The sequence below is a fragment of the Rhizobium sp. WSM4643 genome (genome assembly GCF_025152745.1).
GTDB lineage: Bacteria > Pseudomonadota > Alphaproteobacteria > Rhizobiales > Rhizobiaceae > Rhizobium > Rhizobium leguminosarum_I.
In genome coordinates, this window is sequence record NZ_CP104040.1 from 4,350,003 (window position 1) to 4,376,669 (window position 26,667).

Annotated in this window: 14 protein-coding genes and 2 pseudogenes; 7 read left to right on the forward strand and 9 right to left on the reverse strand. The window is 61.7% G+C overall.

Annotated elements, in window-relative coordinates:
* Positions 1-119 precede the first annotated feature (119 nt).
* The gene (locus tag N1937_RS21470; protein ID WP_260056928.1) at positions 120-1,034 is read left to right on the forward strand and encodes a polyprenyl synthetase family protein; all 915 of its coding nucleotides are present in this window, start codon (positions 120-122) and stop codon (positions 1,032-1,034) included.
* An 8-nt stretch (positions 1,035-1,042) separates the two neighbouring features.
* Here the strand turns inward: N1937_RS21470 and hisC are convergent, their stop codons facing one another.
* The 4 genes from hisC to N1937_RS21490 form a co-directional block, all read right to left on the reverse strand.
* On the reverse strand, positions 1,043-2,104 hold the full coding sequence (gene hisC / locus N1937_RS21475; RefSeq protein WP_260056929.1) for a histidinol-phosphate transaminase: 1,062 nt from the start codon (positions 2,102-2,104) through the stop codon (positions 1,043-1,045).
* 16 nt (positions 2,105-2,120) lie between these two features.
* Positions 2,121-3,371: a flavodoxin-dependent (E)-4-hydroxy-3-methylbut-2-enyl-diphosphate synthase gene (ispG, locus tag N1937_RS21480; protein ID WP_260056930.1), complete on the reverse strand. Its 1,251-nt coding sequence runs from the start codon at positions 3,369-3,371 to the stop codon at positions 2,121-2,123.
* A 96-nt stretch (positions 3,372-3,467) separates the two neighbouring features.
* Positions 3,468-4,658, reverse strand: a complete 1,191-nt coding sequence (locus N1937_RS21485) for an MFS transporter (RefSeq protein WP_170262931.1) — start codon at positions 4,656-4,658, stop codon at positions 3,468-3,470.
* 63 nt (positions 4,659-4,721) lie between these two features.
* Positions 4,722-5,498 (reverse strand): DeoR/GlpR family DNA-binding transcription regulator, encoded by a 777-nt coding sequence (locus tag N1937_RS21490; protein ID WP_017966101.1) that lies wholly within the window; start codon positions 5,496-5,498, stop codon positions 4,722-4,724.
* 178 nt (positions 5,499-5,676) lie between these two features.
* On the opposite strand from N1937_RS21490, the pseudogene N1937_RS21495 reads away from it, so the two are divergent.
* The 4 genes and pseudogenes from N1937_RS21495 to N1937_RS21510 all read left to right on the forward strand — a co-directional run.
* Positions 5,677-5,847: pseudogene (locus tag N1937_RS21495) on the forward strand (DMT family transporter); the annotation flags it as partial.
* Between the two features lie 150 nt (positions 5,848-5,997).
* Positions 5,998-6,771: an amino acid ABC transporter substrate-binding protein gene (locus N1937_RS21500; RefSeq protein ID WP_260056931.1), complete on the forward strand. Its 774-nt coding sequence runs from the start codon at positions 5,998-6,000 to the stop codon at positions 6,769-6,771.
* A gap of 214 nt (positions 6,772-6,985) precedes the next feature.
* A complete protein-coding gene (locus N1937_RS21505) occupies positions 6,986-7,666 on the forward strand; it encodes an amino acid ABC transporter permease (protein ID WP_017966098.1) in 681 nt (226 codons plus the stop codon).
* The gene (locus N1937_RS21510) at positions 7,663-8,424 is read left to right on the forward strand and encodes an amino acid ABC transporter ATP-binding protein (protein ID WP_018481862.1); all 762 of its coding nucleotides are present in this window, start codon (positions 7,663-7,665) and stop codon (positions 8,422-8,424) included. The genes N1937_RS21505 and N1937_RS21510 overlap by 4 nt, the downstream gene beginning before the upstream one ends.
* Positions 8,425-8,577: 153 nt before the next feature.
* Here N1937_RS21510 and N1937_RS21515 read toward each other — a convergent pair whose 3' ends face one another.
* The 3 genes from N1937_RS21515 to N1937_RS21525 all read right to left on the reverse strand — a co-directional run bounded on the left by N1937_RS21515 (position 8,578) and on the right by N1937_RS21525 (position 13,778).
* Positions 8,578-9,150, reverse strand: coding sequence for an NADPH-dependent FMN reductase (locus N1937_RS21515; protein WP_017966096.1), 573 nt, complete (start codon positions 9,148-9,150; stop codon positions 8,578-8,580).
* A 191-nt stretch (positions 9,151-9,341) separates the two neighbouring features.
* On the reverse strand, positions 9,342-12,806 hold the full coding sequence (gene pyc, locus N1937_RS21520) for a pyruvate carboxylase (protein ID WP_170258201.1): 3,465 nt from the start codon (positions 12,804-12,806) through the stop codon (positions 9,342-9,344).
* A 216-nt stretch (positions 12,807-13,022) separates the two neighbouring features.
* Positions 13,023-13,778: a LuxR family transcriptional regulator gene (locus N1937_RS21525; protein WP_170258200.1), complete on the reverse strand. Its 756-nt coding sequence runs from the start codon at positions 13,776-13,778 to the stop codon at positions 13,023-13,025.
* A 318-nt stretch (positions 13,779-14,096) separates the two neighbouring features.
* Here N1937_RS21525 and N1937_RS21530 point away from each other — a divergent pair, with 318 nt between their 5' ends.
* Entirely contained in the window at positions 14,097-15,860 is a 1,764-nt protein-coding gene (locus tag N1937_RS21530) for a glucan ABC transporter ATP-binding protein/ permease (RefSeq protein ID WP_026154346.1), read from the forward strand.
* A 442-nt stretch (positions 15,861-16,302) separates the two neighbouring features.
* Positions 16,303-16,649 (forward strand): annotated as a pseudogene (locus N1937_RS21535) (VOC family protein).
* A gap of 49 nt (positions 16,650-16,698) precedes the next feature.
* On the opposite strand, the gene N1937_RS21540 reads toward N1937_RS21535, so the two are convergent.
* Together N1937_RS21540 and N1937_RS21545 are read right to left on the reverse strand one after the other, a co-directional pair.
* The gene (locus tag N1937_RS21540; protein ID WP_260056932.1) at positions 16,699-17,931 is read right to left on the reverse strand and encodes an OpgC family protein; all 1,233 of its coding nucleotides are present in this window, start codon (positions 17,929-17,931) and stop codon (positions 16,699-16,701) included.
* A gap of 100 nt (positions 17,932-18,031) precedes the next feature.
* On the reverse strand, positions 18,032-26,551 hold the full coding sequence (locus N1937_RS21545; protein ID WP_170258199.1) for a GH36-type glycosyl hydrolase domain-containing protein: 8,520 nt from the start codon (positions 26,549-26,551) through the stop codon (positions 18,032-18,034).
* Positions 26,552-26,667: the final 116 nt, after the last annotated feature.

The window sequence follows — 26,667 nt, forward strand, 5'->3', positions numbered from 1 at the left end:
TCGCTCCTGTCGTTCTCATAACGCCTGTGCAGAGCTTATGCCAGAGTGCGTGGCAAAACTTGCTGCCGCCATCGACAATTCCGTTGCAAGCCCGGGGGCGCTCATGCCAAACAGCGCCCATGGACGCGAACCGGGACACTTTCGAGACGAGGCTGAAGAACAACGCCCGCGAGATCGAGGCGCTGCTCGACGCATTGCTTTCACCAAATGCTCTTTCCGATGAAATGGCCAGGCCCGAGACGCTGCGCGATGCCATGCACTATGCCGTGTTGAACGGCGGCAAGCGGCTGCGCCCGTTTCTCGTCGTCGAAAGTGCCGCCCTTCTCGGCGGCGACGCCGAGGCGGCACTTCGCGTCGGCGCCGCGCTCGAATGCGTCCACTGCTATTCCCTCGTGCATGACGACCTGCCGGCCATGGACGATGACGACCTGCGCCGCGGCAAACCGACGGTACACATCAAGTTCGACGAAGCGACGGCAATCCTCGCCGGCGACAGCCTGCTGACCTATGCCTTCGACATCATCGCCGCGCCGGAAACGACCCTTGCCGATACGAGCAAGGCATCGCTGGTACTGGCCCTTGCCCGCGCAGCCGGTCTCGGCGGCATGGCCGGCGGCCAGGCGCTCGATCTCGCGGCGGAAAGGCAGGCGCCCGACGAGGCCGGCATCATCCGCCTGCAGGCGATGAAAACAGGCGCGCTGATCCGCTTCGCCTGCGAAGCCGGCGCCGTCATCTCGGCAAGCCCGCCGGACGATCGCCGCCGCCTGCGCGCCTTCGGCGAAAAGATCGGCCTTGCCTTCCAGCTTGCCGACGACATTCTCGACCTGACCTCGGATGCGGCGACCATGGGCAAGGCGACCGGCAAGGATGCGGCCCGCGGCAAGGGAACACTCGTCGCCTTGCGCGGTATGGAGTGGGCTGAGAGCCAACTCCGTGAGCACGTCCGCGATGCCGAGGCGCTGCTGGGCCCCTACGGTGCCCGCGCCTCGACCCTCATCGCTGCAGCGCATTTCATCGCCGACCGGAAGAACTGAACCGCAGGTCAGGCTGCCAGTATCTCCTTGAGAGCTGAAACCAGGCGAGCACACTCCTCGTCCGTGCCGATGCTGATCCGCAGGAAATCCGAAATACGCGGCTTGGCGAAATGCCGAACGAGAATGCCGCGCTCCCGCAGGGCGGCTTGAAGCGCTACCCCCGACCGGCTTTCGTGCCTCGCGAAAACGAAATTCGCCTGCGACGGCAGAACCTCGAAATCCAGCGCTTCAAGTTCCGCGACCAGGTTTTTCCGGCTGGCGATGACTTTCCCCCGGCATGTCTCGAACCATGCCTCGTCCTTAATCGCCGCCGTCGCAGCAAGCTGCGCCAGGCGATCGAGCGGATAGGAATTGAAACTGTCCTTGACCCGCTCCAGCGCCTCGATCAGCGGCCGCTGTCCCAGCGCGAAGCCGATGCGCAGACCGGCAAGCGAACGGGATTTCGACAGGGTCTGGATTACCAGCAGGTTGGGATGCCTGGCTATCAGCGGGATAGCGCTTTCACCGCCGAAATCGATATAGGCCTCGTCTATGACGACGACCGCATCCGGATGGGCGGCAAGAAGTGCTTCGATACCGGCAAGCGGCAGGCCGATACCGGTCGGTGCATTCGGATTGGGGATGATGATCGCGCCGCATGCTCTGTCGTAATCTTCCAGCCGGATCCGGAACCCATCATCAACAGGTATCTCGATCGCTTCGACGCCGTATAGCAGGCTATAGGTCGAATAGAAGGCATAGGTCACATCGGGATAGAGAAGCGGTCGCTCATGTTTCAGCAGCGCCTGGTACGCATGCGCAAGAACCTCGTCGGAGCCGTTGCCGACGAATATTTCTTCCGCCGTCAGGCCGAAACGGGCCGCGATCGTCTCGCGCAATTCGGTAGCAGTGGGGTCGGGATAGAGCCGCAGGCGATCGTCCGCCGCTTCCCGGATCGCCTCGAGTGCCATCGGGGACGGCCCGTAAGGATTTTCGTTGGTATTGAGCTTGACCATGTTCGCGATACGGGGCTGCTCGCCGGCGACATAGGGCCGAAGCTTGCTGACGATATCAGACCAGAACCGGCTCATGCGAACCTGCGGGCGCTCATTCCGCCGCCGTCCGCTGGCCGAAACGCTTCTCGATATAGTCGACGACAAGCGCTTCGAAGTCGGCGGCGATATTGGGACCGCGCAGCGTCAACGCCTTCCGGCCGTCGATGAAGACGGGGGCCGCCGGCGTCTCGCCGGTACCGGGAAGCGAAATGCCGATATCGGCATGTTTGCTTTCGCCCGGCCCATTGACGATGCAGCCCATGACGGCGACGTTCAGTGCCTCGACGCCGGGATATTTCTCGCGCCAGACCGGCATGTTCTTGCGAATGTCGTTCTGGATGTTCTGGGCAAGTTCCTGGAACACGGTCGATGTCGTGCGTCCGCAGCCCGGACAGGCCGCAACGACGGGAATGAACTGGCGGAAGCCCATGACCTGCAGGATTTCCTGCGCCACCTGGACTTCGCGCGTGCGGTCGCCGTTCGGTTCCGGCGTCAGCGACACGCGGATCGTATCGCCGATGCCGTGCTGCAGCACGAAGCCCATCGCCGCCGACGAGGCGACGATGCCCTTGGTGCCCATGCCGGCCTCCGTCAGACCGAGATGCAGCGCGTGATTGGAGCGTTCGGCAAGCATGGAATTGACGGCGATCAGGTCCTGCACCTGGCTGACCTTCGCCGACAGGATGATGCGGTTGCGCGGCAGGCCGATCTCTTCGGCAAGGGCTGCCGAAAGCAGCGCCGACTGCACGATCGCCTCCCGCGTCACCTGCCGGGCCGAAAGCGGCGATCCGGCTTCGGCGTTCCGGTCCATCAGCGCCGTCAACAGCTCTTGATCGAGCGAACCCCAGTTGACGCCGATACGCACCGGCTTGTCATAGCGGATCGCCATCTCGATGATCTCGGCGAACTGCTTGTCCTTCTTGTCCTTGAAGCCGACATTGCCGGGATTGATGCGGTATTTCGCCAATGCCGCGGCACAATCAGGATGATCGGCGAGCAGCTTGTGACCGATATAGTGGAAGTCGCCGATCAAAGGCACGTCCATGCCGAGGCGCAGCAGCCGCTCGCGGATCTTCGGCACGGCGGCCGCACTCTCGTCGCGGTCGACGGTAATGCGCACCAGCTCCGAACCCGCCCGGTGGAGAGCGGCGACCTGCGCGACGGTCGAATCGATATCGGCCGTATCGGTATTCGTCATGGATTGCACGACGACCGGCGCCCCGCCGCCGACGATGACGCCGCCGACATCGACGGCAACGGAAGCGCGGCGCGGTTTCGGATCAAAATCGGCGGCTGAAGACATGGAGAGTTCTTGCACCCCTAAAAACAGTGCTTTTCAGGTGGATCAAGGCCGGCTGCTTGTCAACCGCCCCTGATATCACTTTTGTTGGGAGGCGGCTCAGTGACCGCCCCTGGAGGTCTCATCGGCATAATGGGCTAGGTTAGACAGCAGCAAAACGACGAGCAGCAGCAACGGCAGCGCCATGAAAACGACGGCAAAGCCGATATGCTCGGCGACGAAGCCGATCAACGATGGCGCAACCAGCATGCCGGAATAGCCAACGGTCGTGACCACCGAGATACCGATGCCAGGCTTGAGGCCGGGTATATTGCCCGCCGCCGAAAAGGCGATCGGCACCATGTTGGAAATGCCGATACCGCAACAGGCAAAGCCGAGGATGGCAAGCTCGGCATTGGGCGCCAAGCCTGCAAGCAGCATGCCGACAATGGCAAACAGCGTACAGATGCGCAACGTCTTGACGCCGCCGAGACGGTCGCGCACCAGGTCGCCGCCAAAGCGCATGATGGCCATGGTCGCCGAAAAGGCTGCGAAGCCAAGACCGGATAGTGCCACGGATGCATCCATTTCCTGCCGGAGATAGAGCGCGCCCCAGTCGAGAACCGCGCCTTCCGGCACCATCGAGAACAGCGCCATCAATCCAAGCAGCCACGGCAGCGGCACCATCGGCAGCTTCGTCTTTTCCTTCTTGGTGTCGGGATGCGGCGGATCCGCAAGGATCATCGGCCATGCCAGAGCAAGGAAGATTGCCGCCAGCACGGTCGCCAGTTGCGCATGGCCGAGCACGCCGAGCTTGGAAATCACGATGCCGCCGAGACCTGAGCCGATCAGTCCGCCAAGGCTCCAGAAAGCGTGGCAGGACGACATGATGGCGCGGCGCATGGACTTCTCGACCGAGACCGCATTGGCATTCATTGCCACATCCATTGCGCCGATAAGGCCGCCGAACAGGAAGAGCGAAATTGCCCCGGTCAGCACATTTGGCGCGAGCGTCAATGCCAGCAGCAACGGCAGCATGCAGACAGCCAGTACCTGAACGACGATACGCGAGCCGTGTTTGGCGATCTGTGCACCGGCGATCGGCATCATGACCAGCGAGCCGACGCCGAAAACGAGGATCATCAACCCAAGCTCGAACTTGGTCAGCGCCAGACGCTCGGCAAAATCCGGGATCTTCGGCGCCCAGCAGCCGACGACAAAACCGTTCATGAGAAAGAGCAGGGAAACCGCCGCCCTGCTTCTGGTAATGAAGCCGCTTCGGGCTCCCGGCATACTCACGTGACTATCCATTTCCGGTCTTTCCTCATTGCCGGGCTTGCTTGGCCCGGTTTCCCAAAACTCTGTGATGGCGCCTCAGTTCGCTTTCTCGGCGAGAACAGTCCTGCATCCGCGCTCGCGGTAACCGGCAAGAACGGCCGGATCGGCATCGTGCTCGACGACCAGGCATTCGCAATGCGCAACCGGCAGTATGCTATGGGGGGCAGCAGTGCCGAATTTCTCCGAGGTTGCGGCCACCAGCACCCTTTTGCTCCTGGATGTTGCAAACCGCTTGAACTCCGCATCCTCGAAGCCGAACACCGTGATGCCGGCCTCGAGATCGACGCCGCAGGCGCCGAGAATGCAGAGATCGGGCGAGATCTGCTCCATATCCCGCAAGGCCTTGGCGCCGAGCGAACCGCCCGTCTGCCGGTCCACCATTCCGCCGATCAGGATGACGTTGACAGCCGGCTTGTCGATCAGCGCCGCGGCAATCGCCGGCGCGTTCGTTGCAGCCGTCAGTGCTAGGTCGGCCGGCAACGCATTGGCAATCGCCAGATTGGTGCTGCCCGCGTCGAAGAACACGGTCGAGCCGGCGGCAATCTGCTTTGCCGCAGCGCGCCCCAGCGCCTGTTTCCGGTCAGCCGCAAAGCCGATGCGCTGCGACAGGCTTCCACGCGCCGGTGAGACCGGCAATGCGCCGCCATAAACCCGCTCGCAGAGCCCTGCTGCCGCCATCTCGCGCAAATCCCGCCGTACAGTGTCCTCGGAGACACCGAATTCGAGCGCAAGCTCCGTCGCCAGCACGCGGCCATTCAGCCGCAGCCTCTCGGAAATCACGCCTTGGCGCTCTCGCAACAAAAAATCCTGCATGTTCCTACCGAATCGAGATCCTATAAACCGAGAACGTGCATAAACGCTTATGATCATGCAGGCAATATGCACGGTCACACGTTTTCTGACGTTCGGAAACAAAGCTGCACTAGCAGAGCGAACATGCCCTATTGACCGAGGCGGCAAAATCGATTGGTCATTCCGATTTTTCGCAGTCATACGTCGGGCGCCCGTCTCCGTGCCCGCGCCATTCGAATATAGCTCTCTCGTCTGGGCTTGCTTCCTGGGTTGTCTGATCTGGGCTGGCATCCCGACACGGAATGTGGTTGTCGGCGCCGGATTGATCATCATCGTCAGCGAAAAACTGCGCGGCCGCATCGCCGCTTGATGCCTGTTTCTGCCGGATTCATGGTTCGAGCGGCCGTTTGAGAAAAATATTTGCAGTTGCTGCTTTTATTCGCAGTTTTCTACGCTTCCGGCGCCCTAATTTTCTGCCAACTATCCTCATCCGAAGCACCTCCCAAGGATGGATAGAACAATGAACTGGTTGAAAACCGTCGCCGCCGCCGCCCTCATTCAGGCTGCGGCCCTCCTGCCCGCCCATGCCGGTGAAAACCTCGCCGCCATCAAATCGGCCGGCGTCTTCAAGATCGGCACCGAAGGCACCTATGCGCCCTTCACCTATCATGACGAAAGCGGCAAGCTCGTCGGCTTCGATGTCGAGATCGGCGAAGCGATCGCCGCCAAGCTCGGCGTCAAGGCCGAATTCGTCGAAGGCAAGTGGGATGGCCTTATCGCCGGCCTCGACGCCAAGCGCTACGACACGGTCATCAACCAGGTCGGCATCACCGAAGCCCGCAAGCAGAAGTATGATTTCTCCGAGCCCTATATCGCCTCCAAGGCCGTGTTGATCGCCCGCGACGGCGACGACAGCATCAAGTCCTTCGCCGACTTGCAGGGCAGGAAGGCCGCCCAGTCGCTAACCAGCAATTTCGGCAAGCTCGCAACCGAAGCCGGTGCCGAACTCGTCGGCACCGACGGTTTTGACCAATCGATCCAGCTGGTGCTGACCAAGCGTGCCGACGCGACGATCAACGACAGCCTCTCCTTCCTCGATTTCAAGAAGCACAAGCCCGACGCGCCGGTGAAGATCGTCGCCGAGCAGGAAAATGCCGACTACTCCGGCGTCATCATCCGCAAGAACGAGCCCGAGCTTCTCGCCGAAATCAACAAGGCGCTTGCCGACATCAAGGCCGACGGCACTTACAAGAAGATCGCCGACAAATATTTCGGCCAGGATGTTTCCAAGTAAGTTCAACTGAAGAAAGACTCCCCTCGCCAGCCCCTCCCCACAAAGGGGGAGGGGCTTAGCCGGCGGACCGCCTCATCTCCAGATAATCGTTTCGGCCGGCCGCCCGGTCGTTATTTCTTGCGAGGCGGCACCTAGATAAGTCCCTCCCCCTTGTGGGGAGGGGTTGGGGAGGGGTATTCGGGTATCACGACCCAACCGACGAGAGAGAACTCCCTTGGCGCACTGGCTCCAACTGATGGCGGAATCGCTGCCCTCGCTCCTGTGGGCGGGGCTGATCTTCACCATTCCGCTGACCCTGCTATCCTTCGTCTTCGGCCTGGCCCTCGGGCTCGCCACCGCGATCGCCCGGCTCTTCGGGCCGATGCCGCTTTCGGCCATCGCGCGCTTCTATGTCTGGGCCATCCGCGGCACGCCGCTGCTCGTACAGCTCTTCGTTATCTTCTACGGCCTGCCGAGCCTCGGCATCCTGCTCGATGCCTTCCCGGCCGCCCTCATCGGCTTCACACTGAATATCGGCGCCTACAGCTCCGAGATCATCCGTGCTGTCATTTCCTCGGTGCCGAAGGGCCAATGGGAGGCCGCCTATTCGATCGGCATGAGCTGGCGCCAGGCGATGAGCCGCACGATCCTGCCGCAGGCCGCTCGCGTCGCCGTGCCGCCTTTGTCGAACACCTTCATCTCCCTGGTCAAAGATACCTCGCTTGCCGCGGCCATCACCGTGCCCGAGCTTTTCCAGGCGGCGCAGCGCATCGTCGCCACCACCTATGAGCCACTGATCCTCTATATCGAGGCGGCGCTGATCTATCTCGTCCTGAGCTCCGTCCTCTCGCAGCTGCAGGTGCGGCTGGAACGCCGCTTCGCGCGTTATGGCGGCATGCTGGAGGCAAATGCATGATCGAGCTTTCCAACATCGAAAAGCGCTTCGGCGACGCCATTATCCTCAAGGATATCAGTATCCGCATCCCCGAAGGCAGCGTTACCGCGCTCGTCGGGCCTTCCGGCGGCGGCAAGAGCACGCTGCTACGCTGCATCAACCTGCTCGAAATTCCGACCGCCGGCTCGATCCGCCTCGGAGAGGAGAAGCTGGCCTTTGCGCCAGGCAAACGAACAAGTTGGCAGGCGATCCAGAAGATCCGCCGCCAGACCGGCATGGTCTTCCAGAACTTCCAGCTATTCCCGCATCAGACCGCGATCGAGAATGTCATGGAAGGCCTGGTGACGGTGCTGAGATGGCCGAGGGAAAAGGCCCGCGAGCGTGCGATGGAATTGCTGACCAAGGTTGGCATGACGCACAAGGCCGATGCCTGGCCTTCGACGCTGTCGGGCGGCCAGCAGCAGCGCGTCGCGATCGCCCGCGCACTGGCGCCGTCGCCGCGCGTGCTTCTCTGTGACGAGCCGACATCCGCCCTCGATCCCGAGCTTTCGGCCGAAGTAGTCGATGTGTTGGGCCAACTTGCCAGCGAGGGCACGACGATGGTGATGGCGACCCACGATCTCCGGCTCGCTTCCAAGATCGCCAATGACGTGGTTTTCCTGGAAGCTGGCAGCGTCGTGGAAACGGGCAGCGCCAGAGCTATCTTCAGTGCGCCGGAGCGCGAGCGCACCAAACGTTTCATCTCGACGATCAACGCCGCCCATACGTACGATATCTGAGCTAGAGCATGATGCCGAAAAGTGCGAGCGGTTTTCGGACGACTTCATACTCTATTTCTTTGATTTAGTCCGGAAGACTTTAGGCCGACCTGGCCCAAAATCATCCGGATCTAATGCCGGGATGCGAACATCCCGGCATTGCTGGAATTCCACTCAGGAGGCGGTGACGACGGCCCGCGCCGCCTTCAGCGCATTACCCCACCAGGTGAGCTGGTCGAGCTGGTTCTTCGCCGCTTCGTTGAGATGCGCGTAATCGCTGAGGCTCTTGCCATCCTTGAGGACGCCGAGATATTCACCAAGCGCGATATGCACGCCGGTTTTCACCGACGTCGCACCCATTTCCACGAAGATCAGACGAAGGTGCTCGACCGCGCGTGCGCCGCCGACGCCGCCGTAGCCGACGAAGCCGACCGGCTTCTGGATAAATTCGCCGAGATCGATGGCGTTCTTCAGAACGGCCGTCGGAGCGTGATTGTACTCGGCAGCGGTGAAGATGAAGCCGTCGAATTCACGCAGCTTCTTTTTCCAGCGCTCTGCCGTCTCGCTTTCAGCGGTCGTCGCACGCTGCTCACCGAAAAAATGCATGGGGTAGTCGAGCAGGTCGAGAACCTCGACCTCGATGTCCTGCCGCTCGGCGGCGATAGCGGCAATCCACTTGGCCGGATGCTCGGCAAAACGGCCAATACGCGTGCTGCCGACGATGACGGCAATCTTCAACTTGCTCATGGATATTGTTTCCTGGATTGGTCTTGGGGCGGGTGATGGAAGGCCAAGTTTAGGAGAAAGCCCCCGCGCCGGGCAAGGCGCGGAGGCTGCTAACTATCAGCTTTTTGACAGGCCGATCATACACGATCGGGTGAATGAGCCAGGTTCGCAAAGACGCTGAAGGCGCCTTTTTAACAATGGCCAGCTGCCCTTCAGCCTGCGTAGACGACGAGCAGGTCCTTGGCATCGATCTGATCGCCGGCCCGCACCAGCACCTCGGAAATCGTGCCGTCCTTTTCCGCATGCAGCGCCGTTTCCATCTTCATCGCCTCGATCGAGACGAGCACGTCGCCGGCATTGACGGCCTGGCCGGGCGAGACGAAGACGCGGCTGATGACACCCGGCATCGGCGCACCGACGTGAACGGCATTGCCCGGTTCGGCCTTGCGGCGGACGGCGGTCCCTGTCGCCCCATGGGCCCGGTCCGGCACCTTGATGCGGCGCGGCTGGCCGTTGAGCTCGAAGAAGATGGTCACCATGCCCTGGCTGTCGGTGGCGCTCATCGCCTGGTTGACGATGACGAGCGTCTTGCCGCGCTCGATGTCGGCAAACAGTTCCTCGCCGTCCTTGAGACCGTAGAAATAGGCGGGCGTCGGCAGCACCGAGACCGGGCCGTAGGTATCGGAGGCGAGCGCGAAGTCGGTGAAGACTTTCGGATACATCAGGTAGGACGCGAATTCGAAGTCGCTGATCTCGCGCTCGAGCTTCGTCTCGATGACTTTACGCTCCGCATCGAGATCGGCCTCCTTGAGCAGCGAGCCGGGACGCACGGTATAGGGCTTGTCGCCCTTCAGCGCCTTCTTCTGCAGCGCTTCAGGCCATCCTGACGGCGGCTGGCCGAGATCGCCCTTCAGCATCGAGACCACCGATTCTGGCAAGGAGACTTCCTTGTCGGGGCTGACGACATCGGCTACCGTCAAGTCCTGGGACACCATCATCAGCGCCATGTCGCCGACGACCTTGGAAGACGGCGTCACCTTGACGATATCGCCGAACATCTGGTTGGCGTCTGCATAGGCCTGCGCCACCTGATGCCAACGGGTCTCGAGGCCGAGCGAGCGGGCTTGTTCCTTGAGGTTGGTGAACTGGCCACCCGGCATTTCATGCAGATAGACTTCGGATGCCGGACCCTTCAGATCGCTTTCGAAGGCGGCATACTGATTGCGCGCCGCTTCCCAATAGAAGGAAACGCGGCGGATCCATTGCGGATCGAGGCCCGGATCGCGCTCCGTACCGCGCAACGCCTCGACGATCGAGCCGAGACAGGGCTGCGAGGTATTGCCGGACAGCGCATCCATGGCGGCGTCGACGGCATCGACGCCGGCATCGACGGCGGCAAGAACGGTCGCGGCCGCAATCCCTGAGGTATCATGCGTGTGGAAATGGATCGGCAGGCTGGTCGCCTCGCGCAGTGCTTTGAACAGAACCTTCGCAGCCGCAGGCTTGAGGAGGCCTGCCATATCCTTGAGTGCGATGATATGCGCGCCGGCCTTCTCGAGCTCGACCGCAAGGTTGGTATAGTATTTCAGATCGTATTTCGGACGGGCCGAGTTCAGGATATCGCCGGTATAGCAGATCGCCGCCTCGCAGAGCTTGTTCTCCTCGGCAATGGCATCCATCGAGACGCGCATGTTCTCGACCCAGTTCAGGCAATCGAACACCCGGAAGAGATCGATGCCGCCCCTGGCCGCCTGGCGGACGAAATACTTGACGACATTGTCGGGATAATTGGTGTAGCCGACGCCGTTGGCGCCGCGCAGCAGCATCTGCAGCAGGAGGTTCGGCGCGCCCTCGCGGATCAGCGCCAGGCGCTCCCACGGGTCCTCGGTCAGAAAACGCATGGAGACGTCGAAGGTCGCGCCGCCCCAGCATTCAAGCGACAGCAGGTTCGGCAGCGCGTGCGCATAGGTTCCGGCAATGCGGGCGATGTCATAGGTGCGCATGCGGGTGGCGAGCAGCGACTGGTGGCCATCGCGCATCGTCGTGTCGGTCAAAAGCACACGCTTCTCGTTGCGCATCCATTCGCCGAATTTCTTCGGGCCGAGCGTGTCGAGGAGCTGCTTCGTGCCGTCCTTGACCGTATTGCCGTTGGCGTAGGGGACCACCGGCTCGGCCGCATTTTCCAGCGGCCTCGGCCTGTCCTTGGCTTCGGGGTGACCATTGACGGTGACGTCTGCGAGATAGGTCAGGAGCTTCGTGGCGCGGTCCTGGCGCTTCACCTGCTGGAAGAGTTCCGGCGTCGTGTCGATGAAGCGTGTCGTGTAGCTGTTGTCCCTGAACTTGGGATGGCCGATGATCGCTTCGAGGAAGGTCAGGTTGGTTGCCACGCCGCGAATACGGAATTCGCGCAGCGCCCGGTCCATGCGGGCGATCGCTTCGGAAGGATTGGGCGCCCATGCCGTGACCTTGACGAGAAGCGGATCGTAAAAGCGGGTGATGATGGCGCCCGAATAGGAAGTGCCGCCATCGAGGCGGATGCCGAAACCAGACGCTGACCGATAGGCAGTGATACGGCCGTAATCCGGAATGAAGTTATGCTCCGGATCTTCCGTGGTGATGCGGCATTGTAGCGCATGGCCGTTGAGGCGGATATCTTCCTGGCGCGGCACGCCCGATTCCGGCGTGCCGATCGCAAAGCCGTCGAGGATGTGGATCTGCGCCTTGACGATGTCGATGCCGGTGACGACTTCGGTCACTGTATGCTCGACCTGGATGCGCGGATTGACCTCGATGAAGTAGAATTTTCCGGTATCGGCATCCATCAGATATTCGACGGTACCGGCGCCGATATAATTGGTCGCGGCCGCGATCTTCAGCGAATAGGCGGCGAGTTCCTGGCGCTGCGCTTCCGAGAGGTAGGGCGCCGGGGCGCGCTCGACAACCTTCTGGTTGCGGCGCTGGATCGAGCAGTCACGCTCGAAGAGATGCACGACATTGCCATGCGTATCGCCGAGAACCTGGCTTTCGACATGGCGGGCACGCTCGACGAGCTTTTCCAGATAGACCTCATCCTTGCCGAAGGCGGCCATCGCCTCGCGTTTGGCCTCCGTCACCTCGCGGGCGAGATCCTTCGGATCGCGGATCGCGCGCATGCCGCGCCCGCCGCCGCCCCAGGAAGCCTTCAGCATGACGGGATAACCGATCCCTTCCGCCATCTTCGCCACTTCCGCCATGTCCTCCGGCAGAGGCCCGGTGGCCGGCACCACAGGAACGCCGACCGAGATTGCCAGGTTGCGCGCTGCGACCTTGTTGCCGAGCTGGCGCATCGTATCAGCCCTTGGGCCGATGAAGATGATACCGGCCTTGTTGCAGGCATCGACGAATTCGGGGCTTTCCGACAGCAGGCCATAGCCGGGATGAATGGCATCGGCGCCGGAGAGTTTCGCAACGCGGATCACCTCCTCGATCGACAGATAGCTCTCGATCGGACCCATGTCCTTGGAAAGATGCGGGCCGCGGCCGACCTGGTAGCTCTCGTCCGCCTTGAAGCGGTGCAGCGCCAGCTTGTCCTCTTCCGCCCAGATTGCCACCGTTTTTATTCCAAGTTCGTTGGCCGCACGGAACACGCGAATGGCAATTTCAGAGCGATTGGCAACGAGAATCTTGGAAATGGGCAAAACGGTCTCCTCGGACGTTCAGACGCGGGCATGCTGCACCCGCGAAGGAAATTCTTAACTTCTTGTCACAGAAAGTTCAATTTATCTTGCGACTGCGAAATGCAATTTTTCGACATTCTGGAGCAACTCCAGAAAAAGTGCGAAGCGGTTTTCCGTCCGGAGTTGCATCAAAATAAAAACCAGAGCAATTCCGCTTCGATGAGAGGCGGAATTGCTCTAACTTATCAGTCCATGACGGAAGGCAATCGCCACCGCCTGCTGCCTGTTTTTCGCCTTCAGCTTGTTCTGCAGGCCGTTCATATACCAGTCGACCGTGTGGTTTGAGATCTTCAGCACCTTGCTGATCTCCATCGACGTCATGCCTTCGGCGAGATAATGCAGGATTTCCATCTCGCGCCGCGTCAGCGGCGTATCGGCCGGCAACACGGTTTCCAGCGCCGGCGCCTCGCCTTTCAGATCGAGCAGCCGCCAGAAGGCTTTGCGCGCCACCGCCTCCAACAGTGCGATCTCCACCGGCGACAACTCGATCGGCTTGCCGGCGAGACTGAGGCTGGCGAGAATGCCGTTACGTCCGTGGATCGGAAAGATGTAGCCATCCTCCATTCCATGCCCGAAGGCATCGACCATCATCTGCTCCATGCGGCGCTGATGCGCATCCTTGTGGAAGGCCGCCATTGCCTCCCGCCAGCGGTAAGGCCGCTGCGCATGAGCGAGATAGCGCACCATCGGATCAATCAGAGCATATTTTTTCGCAGTGTATATTTGCGGCCATTGTTCCGGCCAGCGGCCGGCAAGCGCCGCAGCCCAGGGCTCTGGGTTCTGCTGCACCGGGTTCCGCGGCGCATGGCGCAGCAGACCGTAATATTCGAAGCCGCAACCGTGGAGGATCTGCTCCAGTTCGGTGACGACAGCTTCAGGATTTGAGCATTCTTCCAGAATTACAAGCAATTGAATTAACAAATTAATATTCACAAAAATGCCCCTTGCCCGGACCTGATGCCCGCCTGAGGCCGTCGGCGGCTGGTCAAACTGGTCGCGAAACGGTCTTCAATAAATGCAGTCTGTAATTTAATGCTGTGCTAAATATTGAATAAAATGCAAGTGCAAATTGCTGCGAGATATAGCCGGATGGCAATTTCGACGCCACGGCCATCCCGTCGCGTCCTGCGACAGTACCATCGTGTCAGTCATCACATCGACTGAACCCCGAATACTCCGTTAATCGCCCGTTCAGGTAGCCTTTTGTAGCATCGCATCATCCCGTTTTCGCAGATGCACAAGAGGTTCGACGTGACGCTATTTAAGGTCTATGCAAGGGCTCTGCGCTATCTTGGCGTCTACAAGCTGCGCGTATCCCTGGTCGTTGTCGCAAACATTGTTCTTGCGACGATTACCATCGCGGAGCCGATCCTGTTCGGTCGCATTATCGATGCGATTTCGGGCAAGGGCGAGGTCAAGCCCATCCTCTTCATGTGGGCGACTTTCGCCGTCTTCAACACCATTGCCTTCGTCCTGGTGGCCCGCGAGGCCGACCGGCTGGCCCATGGCCGGCGGGCGACGCTGTTGACGGAAGCCTTCGGCCGCATCATTTCCATGCCGCTTGGCTGGCACCATCAGCGCGGTACCTCCAACGCGCTGCATACATTGCTGCGCGCCTGCGAAACGCTGTTCGGCCTCTGGCTGGAATTCATGCGCAACCACCTGTCGACGGTCATCGCGCTTGCCCTTCTGGTGCCGACAGCGATGTCGATGGACCTGCGCCTTTCCGCCGTGCTTATGGTGCTCGCCATTGCCTACTGGCTGATCGGCCGCGTCGTCATGAGCCGCACCAAGGACGGCCAGGCTTCGGTCGAGAACCATTATCACACCGTCTTCTCGCATGTCAGCGACTCGATCAGCAACGTTTCGGTCCTGCACAGCTACAACCGCATCGAAGCCGAAACCCGAGCGCTGAAATCCTTCGCCGACCGTCTGCTCGAAGCTCAGTATCCGGTGCTCGACTGGTGGGCGATCGCCAGCGCACTGAACCGCATGGCGTCGACCATCGCGATGATGGTGGTCCTGATCATCGGCACCATGCTCGTCCAGGCCGGCCAGCTGCGTGTTGGCGACGTCATCGCCTTCATCGGCTTTGCCAACCTGTTGATCGGCCGTCTCGACTTGATGCGCCAGTTCGCGACGCAGATTTTCGAGGCCCGCTCCAAGCTCGAGGACTTCTATACGCTTGAAGACTCGGTGCGTGAACGTGAAGAGCCAGCCGGCAACGGCGAGATCAAGGACGTCAAGGGCGCGATCGAATTCCGCGACGTCTCCTTCGGCTTCGGCAACAGCTCACAGGGCCTGCACAATGTTTCTTTCTCGGTGAAGGCAGGCCAGACGGTCGCGATCGTCGGCCCGACCGGCGCCGGCAAGACGACGCTCGTTAACCTGCTGCAGCGTGTCTACGATGCCCAGGGCGGCAAGATCCTCGTCGACGGCACCGATATCACCAAGGTGACCCGCAAGTCGCTGCGTCGCCACATCGCTACCGTCTTCCAGGATGCGGGCCTGTTGAACCGTTCGATCAGCGACAATATCCGCCTTGGCCGCGAAGGCGCCAGTGAAGAGGAAATGCGCCGTGCAGCCGAAGCCGCCGCCGCTGCCGACTTCATCGAAACCCGCGAGGATCGCTACGATACGCATGTCGGTGAACGAGGCAACAAGCTCTCCGGCGGCGAGCGCCAGCGCATCGCGATTGCCCGCGCCATCCTCAAGGACGCACCGATCCTGGTGCTCGACGAGGCGACCTCGGCGCTCGACGTCGAGACCGAGGCCCGCGTCAAGGCCGCGATCGACAATCTGCGTGAGAATCGCACCACCTTCATCATCGCCCACCGCCTGTCGACGGTCCGCGAAGCCGATATGGTGCTCTTCCTGGATGACGGCCGTGTCGTCGAACAGGGCAGCTTCGACGAGCTCAGCCACAGCAATGGCCGCTTCGCCGCCCTGCTGCGCGCCAGCGGCATCCTGACGGATGAAGAGGTCCGCAAGGCCCACACCACCGAAGCTGCCTGATCGTTCGGGTTTCAAGATAAAGGCCGGAAGGTAGCTCCTTCCGGCCTTTTTTGTTTGCCTGGGTTAGGCGGCTGCATCGAACTGCATTTAAGATGCCACGCCTTAAGACTTTGCTTTCTCCCAATACCGCTGTGGACGATATGCATTGGCAGTGTGCCGTGTGGCCACCCCCCTCTGCCCTGCCGGGCATCTCCCCCACAAGGAGGGAGATCGGCTGGGCGCGATGGTTTCCCCAACCACTGACCAACTGATGTTCCGCACCGTAGTAGAGAGAGATTGAGGGCCAACCACTGGCCAATCTCCCCACCTGTGGGGGAGATGCCCGGCAGGGCAGAGGGGGGTGCCACACGCCGTCACGTCGCCATTTCAAGCCAAACCCCAATTGACCACCGTGCCCATGTTCCTACCTTCCGCCCTTTCACCAAGCATCGGGAGAAAACCCATGAAGGTCCTGCGCATCGTCGCCAATAGGCATCGGATATCACGCCGGCCCGGCGCTTCTATCAGGATATCCTCGGTCTTGACGTCATCATGGATCACGGCTGGATCGCGACCTTCGGTGCCGCAAGGCCGATGAACGTCCAGCTGAGCATCGCCAGCGAAGGCGGCTCCGGGACGCCGGTTCCTGATCTTTCGATCGAGGTTGATGATCTCGATACGGCTTTCGAAGCGATGTCGGCTGCCGGTTTTCCGATCGAGTACGGCCCGGCCGACGAGCCTTGGGGCGTCAGGCGCTTTTATGTCCGCGATCCCTTCGGCAAGCTGGTGAACATCCTCATTCACAATTGAGCCGGCGGCCATCGGTCGCCGGCTCCTCCATGTCGGGCAAATCCGGGCCCTATTTCCGATCGTTCCGGCGATAGGCATTTGCCGTCCCGCCGATGCGGACGGGAACGGGGATGGTATCGGCGACAAGTTTCCCCTTGACCTTTCCCTGCTGGCGCTTGCGCTCGAGATAATAGGCATAGGCGAATTGTGTCGCGACTCCAGCGATTACGAAGAGCGGGCCGACCAGTTGGTCCTTGTTGGTGATGTAGAGCACCACCTGGCCGATCATGGCGAGGATCGTGCCGGCAACGAAAATGTTCAGCGAGTGGCGGCCGAGGATCGTCAGCGGATGGTCCGCAGGACGGCGCAGGATACGCGAGAGTGCCGGGATGCTGATAACGAGATAAGTCAGCGCCAGCACATGTAGCAGCCGCGGCAGCGACAGGAAGGTCTTGTCGAAACCGGTGATGACGGGCGGCAGGCCAAGGGCTGCCAGCGAGTTGCCGAAAATCCAGAGATGGCCGGTCACCCAGATGAAGGACGAGATGACGTAACCGGCAGCGGTCGCCAGCAGCAACGGATGCTGCGGGATCGAGCCGCCGCGCTTGATATGCAGCATCGAGACGATGCCGATCGAAAACAAGAACTGCCAGGAGAGCGGATTGAGGAACCAGTAGCCCTCGATCAGCATGTTGTGCGGCGCCACCTCGTAGATGCCCGCAAGCAGCCAGACCGTGCCCGAGACGCCGAGCGCCAGCCATGGGCTGCGCGCATTCAAGAGCAGGATGATCGGCACAATCAGCATCAGCGCCCCGTACATCGGCAGGATATTGTTGTAGCCGATCTGGTGGCCGAGCAGGAGCAGCGCCGGAATGCCTTCCTTCAGGTTCATCAGAACCGCCAGAATATTGATTTCGACCAGCAACCCCGGCCGATGGAACAGCCAGGCACCGCAGATGAAGAGCGCCAGCGTCATGAAGGTGGTGATCATGTGGGCGAGATAGAGCGTGAAGGCGCGCTTTGCCGCCTTGATCGCCACCGTGAGCCGGTTGCCCGGCTGGAAGCGGCCCCCATAGGCAAGGCCGACGGCAATGCCCGAAATCAGCACGAAGGCTTCGGCGGCATCGGAGAAGCCGAAATTCTTCGTCGTCGCATATTCGAAGATCTGTCCGGGAACATGATTGATGAAGATCATGATCAGCGCCACGCCGCGCAAGACGTCGAGCCTTGTGTCACGCACCGGCGCAGCTGCGGATAGGGAACTGCGCCCCGTGACGATGGCTTCGGTCGGCGTGCTTGCCATGGGTCTCTCCTTATTATCCGATTTGCAAACGCGACGACGGCCAAAAGGGTTCCCTTTTGGCCGTCGCGAATCGCCGTGTTTTTCAGCGTGGAGAACGCTGTTATCCGAGCGGATATCCCTCTTCGGGATCGGTGACTTCGCAGCCGTTTATCGACAGAGTGTAGCCGCTGTCATTGGACGCTTTTGAGACCGAAATGCGGTATTTGCCGCCGCCTTGCTCCACCTCTGCCGCAAAACCGTCCCATTCCGAAGGGAGCGACGGGCGCACGTAGAGCCGGCCGTCTTTCAGCCGGATACCGAGGATGCCCTCGACGGCGGCGCGGTAGAGCCAGCCGGCTGACCCGGTATACCAGGTCCAGCCGCCGCGCGACGTATAAGGCTCGTTTCCGTAGACGTCGGCCGCCACGACATAGGGTTCGACGCGGTATTGCTCCGCTGAAGCCTTGTCGAGCGCGTGGGTGATCGGGTTGAGGATCTGGAAGCAGCGGAAGGCATCGTCGCCCCGCTTCAGCTCCGCCAGCGCCATCACGACCCAGGTCGCTGCATGGGTATATTGCCCGCCGTTTTCGCGCACACCCGGCGGATAGGCCTTGATATAGCCGGGATCCCTGGCGGAATTGACGAAAGGCGGCGTGAACAGCCGGATGATGCGGGCATCCTCGTCGACCAGCTGATCGAGCACCGCATCCATCGCCGTGACGGCGCGGGCCGGATCGCCCTCGCCGGACAGCACGCTCCAGGACTGCGCGATCGAATCGATCCGGCATTCGGGGCTTTCCCTGGAGCCGAGCAGCGCACCGTCGTCGAACGTGCCGCGGCGATAGTAGCCGCCATCCCAGGCCGCAGTTTCCAGCGCCTTCTTCAGTTCGGTGAGATGCGCCGACCAGCGCTCTGCACGGGCCGTGTCGCCGCGCTGCTCGGCATAGGGAACGAAGGAGCGCAATGCCCCCGCCAGGAACCAGCCGAGCCAAACGCTGGTGCCGCGGCCGCCGATGCCGACGCGGTTCATGCCATCGTTCCAGTCGCCGCCAAGAAATAGCGGCAGGCCGTTAGCCCCCTTGCGAGCGATGGCGAGATCGAGCGCCAACGCCGCGTGTTCGTAGACGCTTGCCTTGTCCTCGGAAATCTCCGGCTTGTAGAACGAGTCGTGCTGGCCTTCGAGCAGTGCCGGCCCTTCCAGGAAGGCGATCTCCTCGTCGAGGACGTTTTTGTCGCCGGTGACGTTGCAATAGTGATGGATCGCGTAAGCGAGCCAGACGACGTCGTCCGAAATCAGCGTGCGCACGCCCGCACCCGTTCCCGGCAGCCACCAATGTTGCACGTCGCCTTCGCGGAACTGGCGCGAAGCGGCATTCAGGATCTGCCGGCGGGCAAGCGAGGGTTCGTGCAGCACGAAGGCCAGCGTGTCCTGCAGCTGATCGCGGAAGCCGAAGGCGCCGCTTGCCTGGTAGAAGGCGGTGCGGGCCATGATGCGGCAGCCGAGACTCTGATAAGGCAGCCAGGTATTGACGAGATTGTTCATCCCGCGATCTGGCGTCGATATCTGCAGCCTGCCGGTGAAATCCCGCCAGAAGGAGCGGTTCGCCTCGACGGCATCGTCGAACGAAGCCTTGCGAATATCGGCGATGACAGTGCGCGCTTCTTCTTCCGTCGGCGTATCGCCGAGGAAGAAGGTGAAGTCGCGCTCCTCGCCGGCGCCAAGTTCGATGTCGATCGCAAGCGCCGCGGCCGGATCACCATCGAGCTCGGTCGCGCCGGAAAGCGCGGCGGCCGAGATGACGGACTGCGGCGCCTGGATCGTTCCCGCCTTGCCGATGAATTCGCGCCGGCTTGCCGAGAAGCTCGAAAGCGTCTCGCTCGCCGCGAAGAAGGCGGTGCGGTTGGAAAAATCGATGCTGTAGGGATTGGTGGCAAACAGCGCCCCCGTCTCCTCGTCATGCTGCGACAGGATGAAGGGCACCGTGCGCGCCGGATTGCTGCCGAGGATCCATTCGACATAGCCGTAGAGACGCAGCCTGCGGCTGGCCGAACCGGTATTGCGCAGGCGCAGGCGCTGCAGTTTCACCGGCTTTTCGCGATCGACCGTCTGCGCCAGCTCGAGTGCGATCTCGTGCTGAACGCTGGCAAAGACGGAATAGCCGAGCCCGTGGCGGGCTTCGAAACGGATGTCAGGCCGGCGGGAAAGCGCTGCGAACGGCGTCATGACGGCGCCGCTGTCCAGATCGGTGAGATAGAACGCCTCGCCCGAACGGTTGACCACGGCATCGTTCGACCAGGAGGTCAGTTGATAGTCGCGCGAATTGACGCTCCAGGTGAATCCGGCGCCCTCGGCCGACACGTGGAAGCCGAAGCTGTCGTTGGAAATGACATTGATCCAGGGCTGCGGCGTCGCATGACCTCCGGGCAGGCGAACGACATACTCACGCCCATCTCGGGCAAAGCCGCCGATGCCGTTCCAGAAGTCGAGATCGCCTTCCTCCTCGATGACGACGGCGGGCACGACAGGCGCTGGCACTGGGGCAACACGCTTGACGGGGGGCTTGTTGCGCTCGGCCCGTTCGATCTCCTGCAGTTCCTCCTTGGAGGGTGCAAACAGCGCCACGGCGCGGTTGATCTGGTCGACCACCTTGCCGTTCTTGGTATGCAGCGTGACACGCGAAGCCGCGATCAGCGCGTGATAGGTGCTCTCCTCCATCAGGTCCTTGCGAACCGCAAAGATATGCTGGCGCAATCCGTCGGCCTGGCCGATGCGACGGACGTTCTCGCACATGGCGTCGAGTGCATGCTGCATGTCCTGCGCATAGGAGGAGGCGCGTTCGTTCATGATGACGAGATCGGCGGTGACGCCGCGCGACCGCAGATATTCCTGCGCCAGCAGCGCCTCGCGGGCGATCTCGAGATCCATGTCGTCGTTGATGCGCAGCGTGAAGATCGGGAAGTCGCCGGAGATTGCCAGCGGCCACAGCGCCGATTGCGACTGCAAGCCGGCCTCGACGGTCGCCTCGTCCTTGCGCAGTTGCATATCGGGATAGACGAGATAGCGTCCGAGATGCTGGAAGGCCGCCGCCTGCTGCGAGGTGACGCCGACATGGCGCATCTGCACCTGCGTGCGTGTCCAGGCCTGAACGAGCTCGTGGGTGAAGGCATCGGGATGACGGTAGCGATTGACCGCCTTGTCGACTTCGTCGCGGCTCGGCGCCGCAATCGTCCAGAAGATCACGCTGACTTTCTTGCCGGCCGGCACGCGGACGGTGCGACGCAGCGACATCACCGGATCGAGCACGAAACCATCGCTGCCGGAAAGCGTGGCACCCGGATCGAAGGCGGCCGCATCGGCAAGGCTGCGGCCACGGCCGATGAACTTACGCCGGTCAGTCTCGAATTCGGTATGGCGGGTGTCGCCGGCATTGTCGACGATCAGATGTGCGATGCTGATGTTCGGCTCGTTCGGGTCGCGCTTGTTGCGTTCGGCGCGGATGACGTCGCCGCGCTTGCCGATCTCGGTCTTGACGAACATGCGGGCGAACGCCGGATGCGCATTGTCGGTGTCGTCGGAAGTGATCACCGGTTCGAGATAGGAGGTGACCTCGATGAACCGGTCCTCCGTGCCCATGTTCAGCAGGGTGACGCGTCGGGCCTCGGCATCATGCTCGGTCGCGATGATGCATTCCACCTCGCTTGTGAGGTCACCGACCGTCTTGGTGAACTGCGCCTTCTCGTCGGCAAATTCGACCTTGATTTTTTCGCCTTCGACACCCTTCGGCTCAGATGTCGTCGACCACCATTCGTTGGTGGCGGTATCGCGCAGGAAGATGAAGCTGCCCCAGCGGTCTTCGGTCGGATCGGCTTTCCAGCGGGAAACGGAAAGGCCGTTCCAGCGGGAATAACCGGCACCCGTCGCCGTCAGCATCAGCGAATAATGACCGTTCGACAGGAACACGAGCTCGCGGTCGCGCGATGCCGGATCGCTGATTTTCCTGAGCTCCGGCCGCAGGAGATCGTCCTGGATGCTGGCCGGCGTGTCGGATTCATGCTTGCCGCTCATGACGGGAATGTCGCGCGGCGCCTTTTCCTGCAGCAGCAGCTCCGCTGCCTCGATGACGGGATCGGAGTGGAAGAGCTCGCGCAGATGACCGTTGAAGGCGACGTTGGCCACCGCCGCGATCGACATGCCGTGATGGTGGGCATAATAATTGTAGACCACCGCGCATTTCTTGCCTTCCGGCACGCGCGTCGGCGTGAAGTCGACGGCGTCGTGGAAACCGAACTTGCCGAGCGCCCCGACCTTGCGCAGCCTCTGCAGGTTTTCGAGCGCGGCCGGCGGGTCGTACTGGCTGGCAAGCAACGATGCATAAGGCGCGATGACGGCATTGTGGCCGAGGCCGCGCTTCAGGCCGAGCGTCGGCACGCCGAAATTCGTGTACTGATAATTGAGGTTGTGGTCGCGGGCATTGAAGGCCGCTTCCGAAATGCCCCAGGGAATGCCGAGCTTGCGGGCATAATTCATCTGTTCGATCACGACCAGATTGTTGGTCTGGTTGAGAATACCCCCGCCGCGCTCCTGCATGACGAGCGGCGGCATCAGATACTCGAACATCGAGCCGGACCAGGAGACCAGCGCACCGCGCGACCCCACAGGTACGACCTGGCGGCCGAGGCGATACCAGTGTTCCGTCGGCAGATCACCCTTGGCGATGCCGAAGAGGCTGGTCAGGCGGCATTCCGAGGCGAGAAGGTCGTAGCAGGCCTGGTCGAGTTCGCCGCTTTCGACGCGGTAGCCGATCGACAGCAGGCGCCGCTCCGGCCGGAACAGGAAGCCGAAATCCATCGAGAAGGCAAGATCGCGGGCCTTGTCGCGCAGCGCCACCAGGCGCGGCCTCAGCGCATCGACTTTGGAAAGATCGAAGGTGCTGTCGGAAATATGCGCCTCGCAGACCTTCACCAGCGATGCCGCCCACAGGGTGACCTCTTCGCTCTGCTTCGACTTGACCTCATGGTCGAGATTGGCGGCGAGTTTCTCGATGTCGCGCGCGAGAACGGCGAGGTTGATGATGCGGATCGAGGCGAATTCGTGCTCGCGCTTGACGGCGGCAAGCGCGTTCTGGAAGCCGACGATGCGCTCCTCCAGGCGCCGGCGCAGCGGGCGCACGGTCTTGCGGTCATCGGGCAGGTCCGCCAGCACTTCGCCGAGAATGCCGGCCGTGTCGCCGACGCCGTCGAGATTGCCCTGCATATGGGCGGACGGCGCCTCCGCCCAGTTGCGACAGGCCGACGAAATCGCGATTAGATGACCGGCGAGATTGCCGCTGTCGACGGCCGAGACATAACGGGGCCCAAGCGTCTGCAGCGTATCGGTGTGGTACCAATTGAACAAATGGCCGCGGAATTTCTCCATTTTGTCGATCGTCGCGATCGTCTGCTCCAGCCGCTCGAGCGTCTCCTCGAAGGAGAACCAGCCGAAATGCCGGCCGGAAACGACGGAAAGCAGATAGACACCGATATTGGTCGGCGAGGTGCGCGCCGCAACGATCACATGCGGCGTTTCCTGGATATTGTCCGGCGGCAGATAATTCTGCTCGGCCGTCGTGAAGGTTTCGAAATAGCGCCAGGTGCGCCGGGCGATCTTGCGCAGTTCGCTCGACACCGAATCGGCAACTTCGAGCCGATCCTCGGTCTCTGCCGACTGGCTGACATACCAGGCCACCACCGGCGAAAACATCCACAGCAGCGCGAAGGGAATGCCGACGAGGAAGGCGCTGTTGCCGGGAAGGGCTGCAAAACCGAGCGCCAGCAGCGCCAACGCCGGCGCATGCCACATCGCCTTGTAGTAGGAAATCAACGTGCCCTGGCCGCCGGCCTGAACGCTGGCGGCGGTCCGCCACTGCAGCATCAGCTTGCGGCTGACGAAGAGGCGATAGAGTGAACGGCCGATTGCATCCGCCATCATGCAAGCCGAATCGGCGATGAAGACGATACGCAACGCAACCTGCGCATTGGCGGCCGTGATATCGGACCAGACCGTATAGAGATGGGCGCGGGCGATGATATCGCTGGTGCGCGGGATGATGCCGTTGATGAGCGACAGCGTCGGCGCAACGAAGAGGCAGAAGATCAGCAGAATCTGCCAGATGAGCGCGCCGAGCGGACCCATGAAATACCAGCCGAGCACGGAGGCGAAGAACCAGGCGATCGGCGTCAGCGAACGGCGCAGATTGTCGAACATCTTCCAGCGGCCGAGTGCCGTGACGCCGTATTTCGGATTGAACATGTAGGGGAGAAGCTGCCAGTCGCCCCGCGCCCAGCGATGCTGGCGCGAGGTTTCCACCTCGTAGCGGATCGGGAAATCCTCGACCAGTTCGAGATCGGTGACGAGCGCGCAACGCGCCATTGAGCCTTCGAGAAGATCGTGGCTGAGCACGGAGTTCTCGTCGATCCGTCCCTTCAGCGACGCTTCGAAGGCATCGACATGATAAAGGCCCTTGCCGGTGAATGTGCCTTCGCCGGCGAGATCCTGATAGACGTCGGAAACGGTGAAGACATAAGGATCGAGGCCGCGGTTGATCGAAAAGACGCGCTGGAAGACCGACGCGTCCTTGCCCGTCGTCAGCGACGGCGTGACCCGCGGCTGCAGTACGCCATAGCCGCTTTCGACGCGGCCGGTTTTCGGGTTGATGACCGGGCGGTTGATCGGATGATAGAGCTTGCCGACGAGCTTGGTGACGGCATCGCGCATCAGGCGCGTATCGGCATCGAGCGTCATGACATATTGCACCTTGGCCGGCACGGTATTGGCGCCCGGCAGATACGTCGTGTCGCGGTCGCCGCGCAGAAGCATGTTCAGCTCGTGCAGCTTGCCGCGCTTGCGCTCCCAGCCCATCCAGACGCCTTCCGAGGGATTATAGAGGCGACGGCGATGCAACAGGTAGAAACGCGTCTTGCCATCATAGGCATAGCGGGCGGAGAGATTGGCGATCTCGCGCCTGGCATAATCGAGAACCTCGAGATCGGCGGGCGTTTCCTCGGCCTCGCTATCCGGCCAATCGCTGAGCATCGCGAAATAGATCTCGCCACGCGGATTGGCGAGATAATGAACCTCGAGATTGCGCACGTGGTCGTCGACGCTGTCGCGGTTCGAGATCAGGCAGGGCACGACGAGCAGCGTGCGCGCATCCTCCGGAATGCCTTCCTTGAACTCGTAGCCGACGAGGCGCGCCGGCGTCACGAAGAAGGACAGCACGGTGTTGAAGAGACCTGTCGCCCCCTCCGATGCCGGCACTGAGAACATGATCAGCAGCAGGGCGATTTCGAACGCACCCATGCCGGCATTCGCCATGAACTTGCCGACGATCGCCATGGCGATGACCGTCAGCAGCATGACGGGCACGGCAATCGCCAGCCAGTTGAACCGGCGCACCGCACGCACGAAATATTGGATGGCCGTCGGCCGATAGTTCGCCCGCGCCTCGAGTTTCGGCCGCTGCGCGCCCGACAGGAAGCCACCGACATTCGGTTCATGCGGCTGCGGCTCGCCGGAGGCCTTGGCGGCATCGGTCATGTCGAGCGCCAGCTGGGCGATTTCCATTTCCGACAGCGGCGAGCGCTTGGCCAGCTTCTCGATCTGTTTGCGGTATTTGTTACGCGAGCCGGAATCGAGGATACCATAATCCGAATGCTCCCAGAGGAGCTTGTCGACATGGCTGACCTGCTCGACCCAGACCGACCACTCGGCATCATCGATCTCGCGAAGGCTGCGGATGATGTTGCCCATCGTCACGTTGCCGGAAGAGAGCCGGCTGTGTTCGGCCGTCGTCGCCTCTTCGGTGTTGCGGCCGAGCTCTTCCAGCCGCTCGTCGAGCCAGGTGATCGCCAGGCTCGACGTCTGCGAGCCGTCGCGCAAGCGATAGAGGAACTGCGTCGAGAAGGTATTGTCCTCGGCAAGCGGTTCCAACGTCTTCAGATAGGCGGCCGCCGCGGCTGGGTCGGTCAGGCGCACCAATTCGTCGGCCGCCTCGTTGGCGCGGCGGCGCAGGCGGCGGCTGGCTTCGACGCGGCTCGAAATACGGCGAAGGTTTTCCACGAGCACGTAGCGCACGAGGGAGGGCAACGCCCAGAGTTCGCCGATCCTGAGCGTCTCGCTGGCCTGGAAGCCGTCGACCAGTGCCGTCAGACTTTCCTGCGAGATCGTGCTGTGGGTATGGGCGACATAGAGCCAGGCAAGCACAAGGGTGCGCGGTACTTCGACGCCGCCGACGACCATGGTCGGCAATTCGCGATAGAAGCGGCGGGGGAAGTCGCGCCGCACCTCCTGGATCGCCTCTTCGACGATATAGTGATTATCCAGCAGCCATTCTGCCGCCGGCGTGATGGTATCGCCGGCCTCGACATCGGTCGCCGTGGTCCTGTAGACGCGCAGGATTTCCTTCTGGTTTTCCTTATGACGCGCAAAGAAATCGAAGGGGGCGAAAGCCGGCAGCTTGTCGACGCCGTTGCGGGCGACCGCATCGCCCATCGCCTTGATGTCCTCGATGGAAAGATAGGTCGAGCGGATCGAATCGTTATGATCGATCTGCTTCGTCTCGGGTTCGCGCGAAAGGCTCGGAGAAAGATTTGAAATAGACATGGGTTCGGTTCTGGATCCAAACGAAGTTATGGCTGTTTTGCTCGGCCTTTTGCACTGCTTATCATGACTGCTACATGAACGGAGCCCTATTCTTCAAAGATCGATGAAGCCGGGGT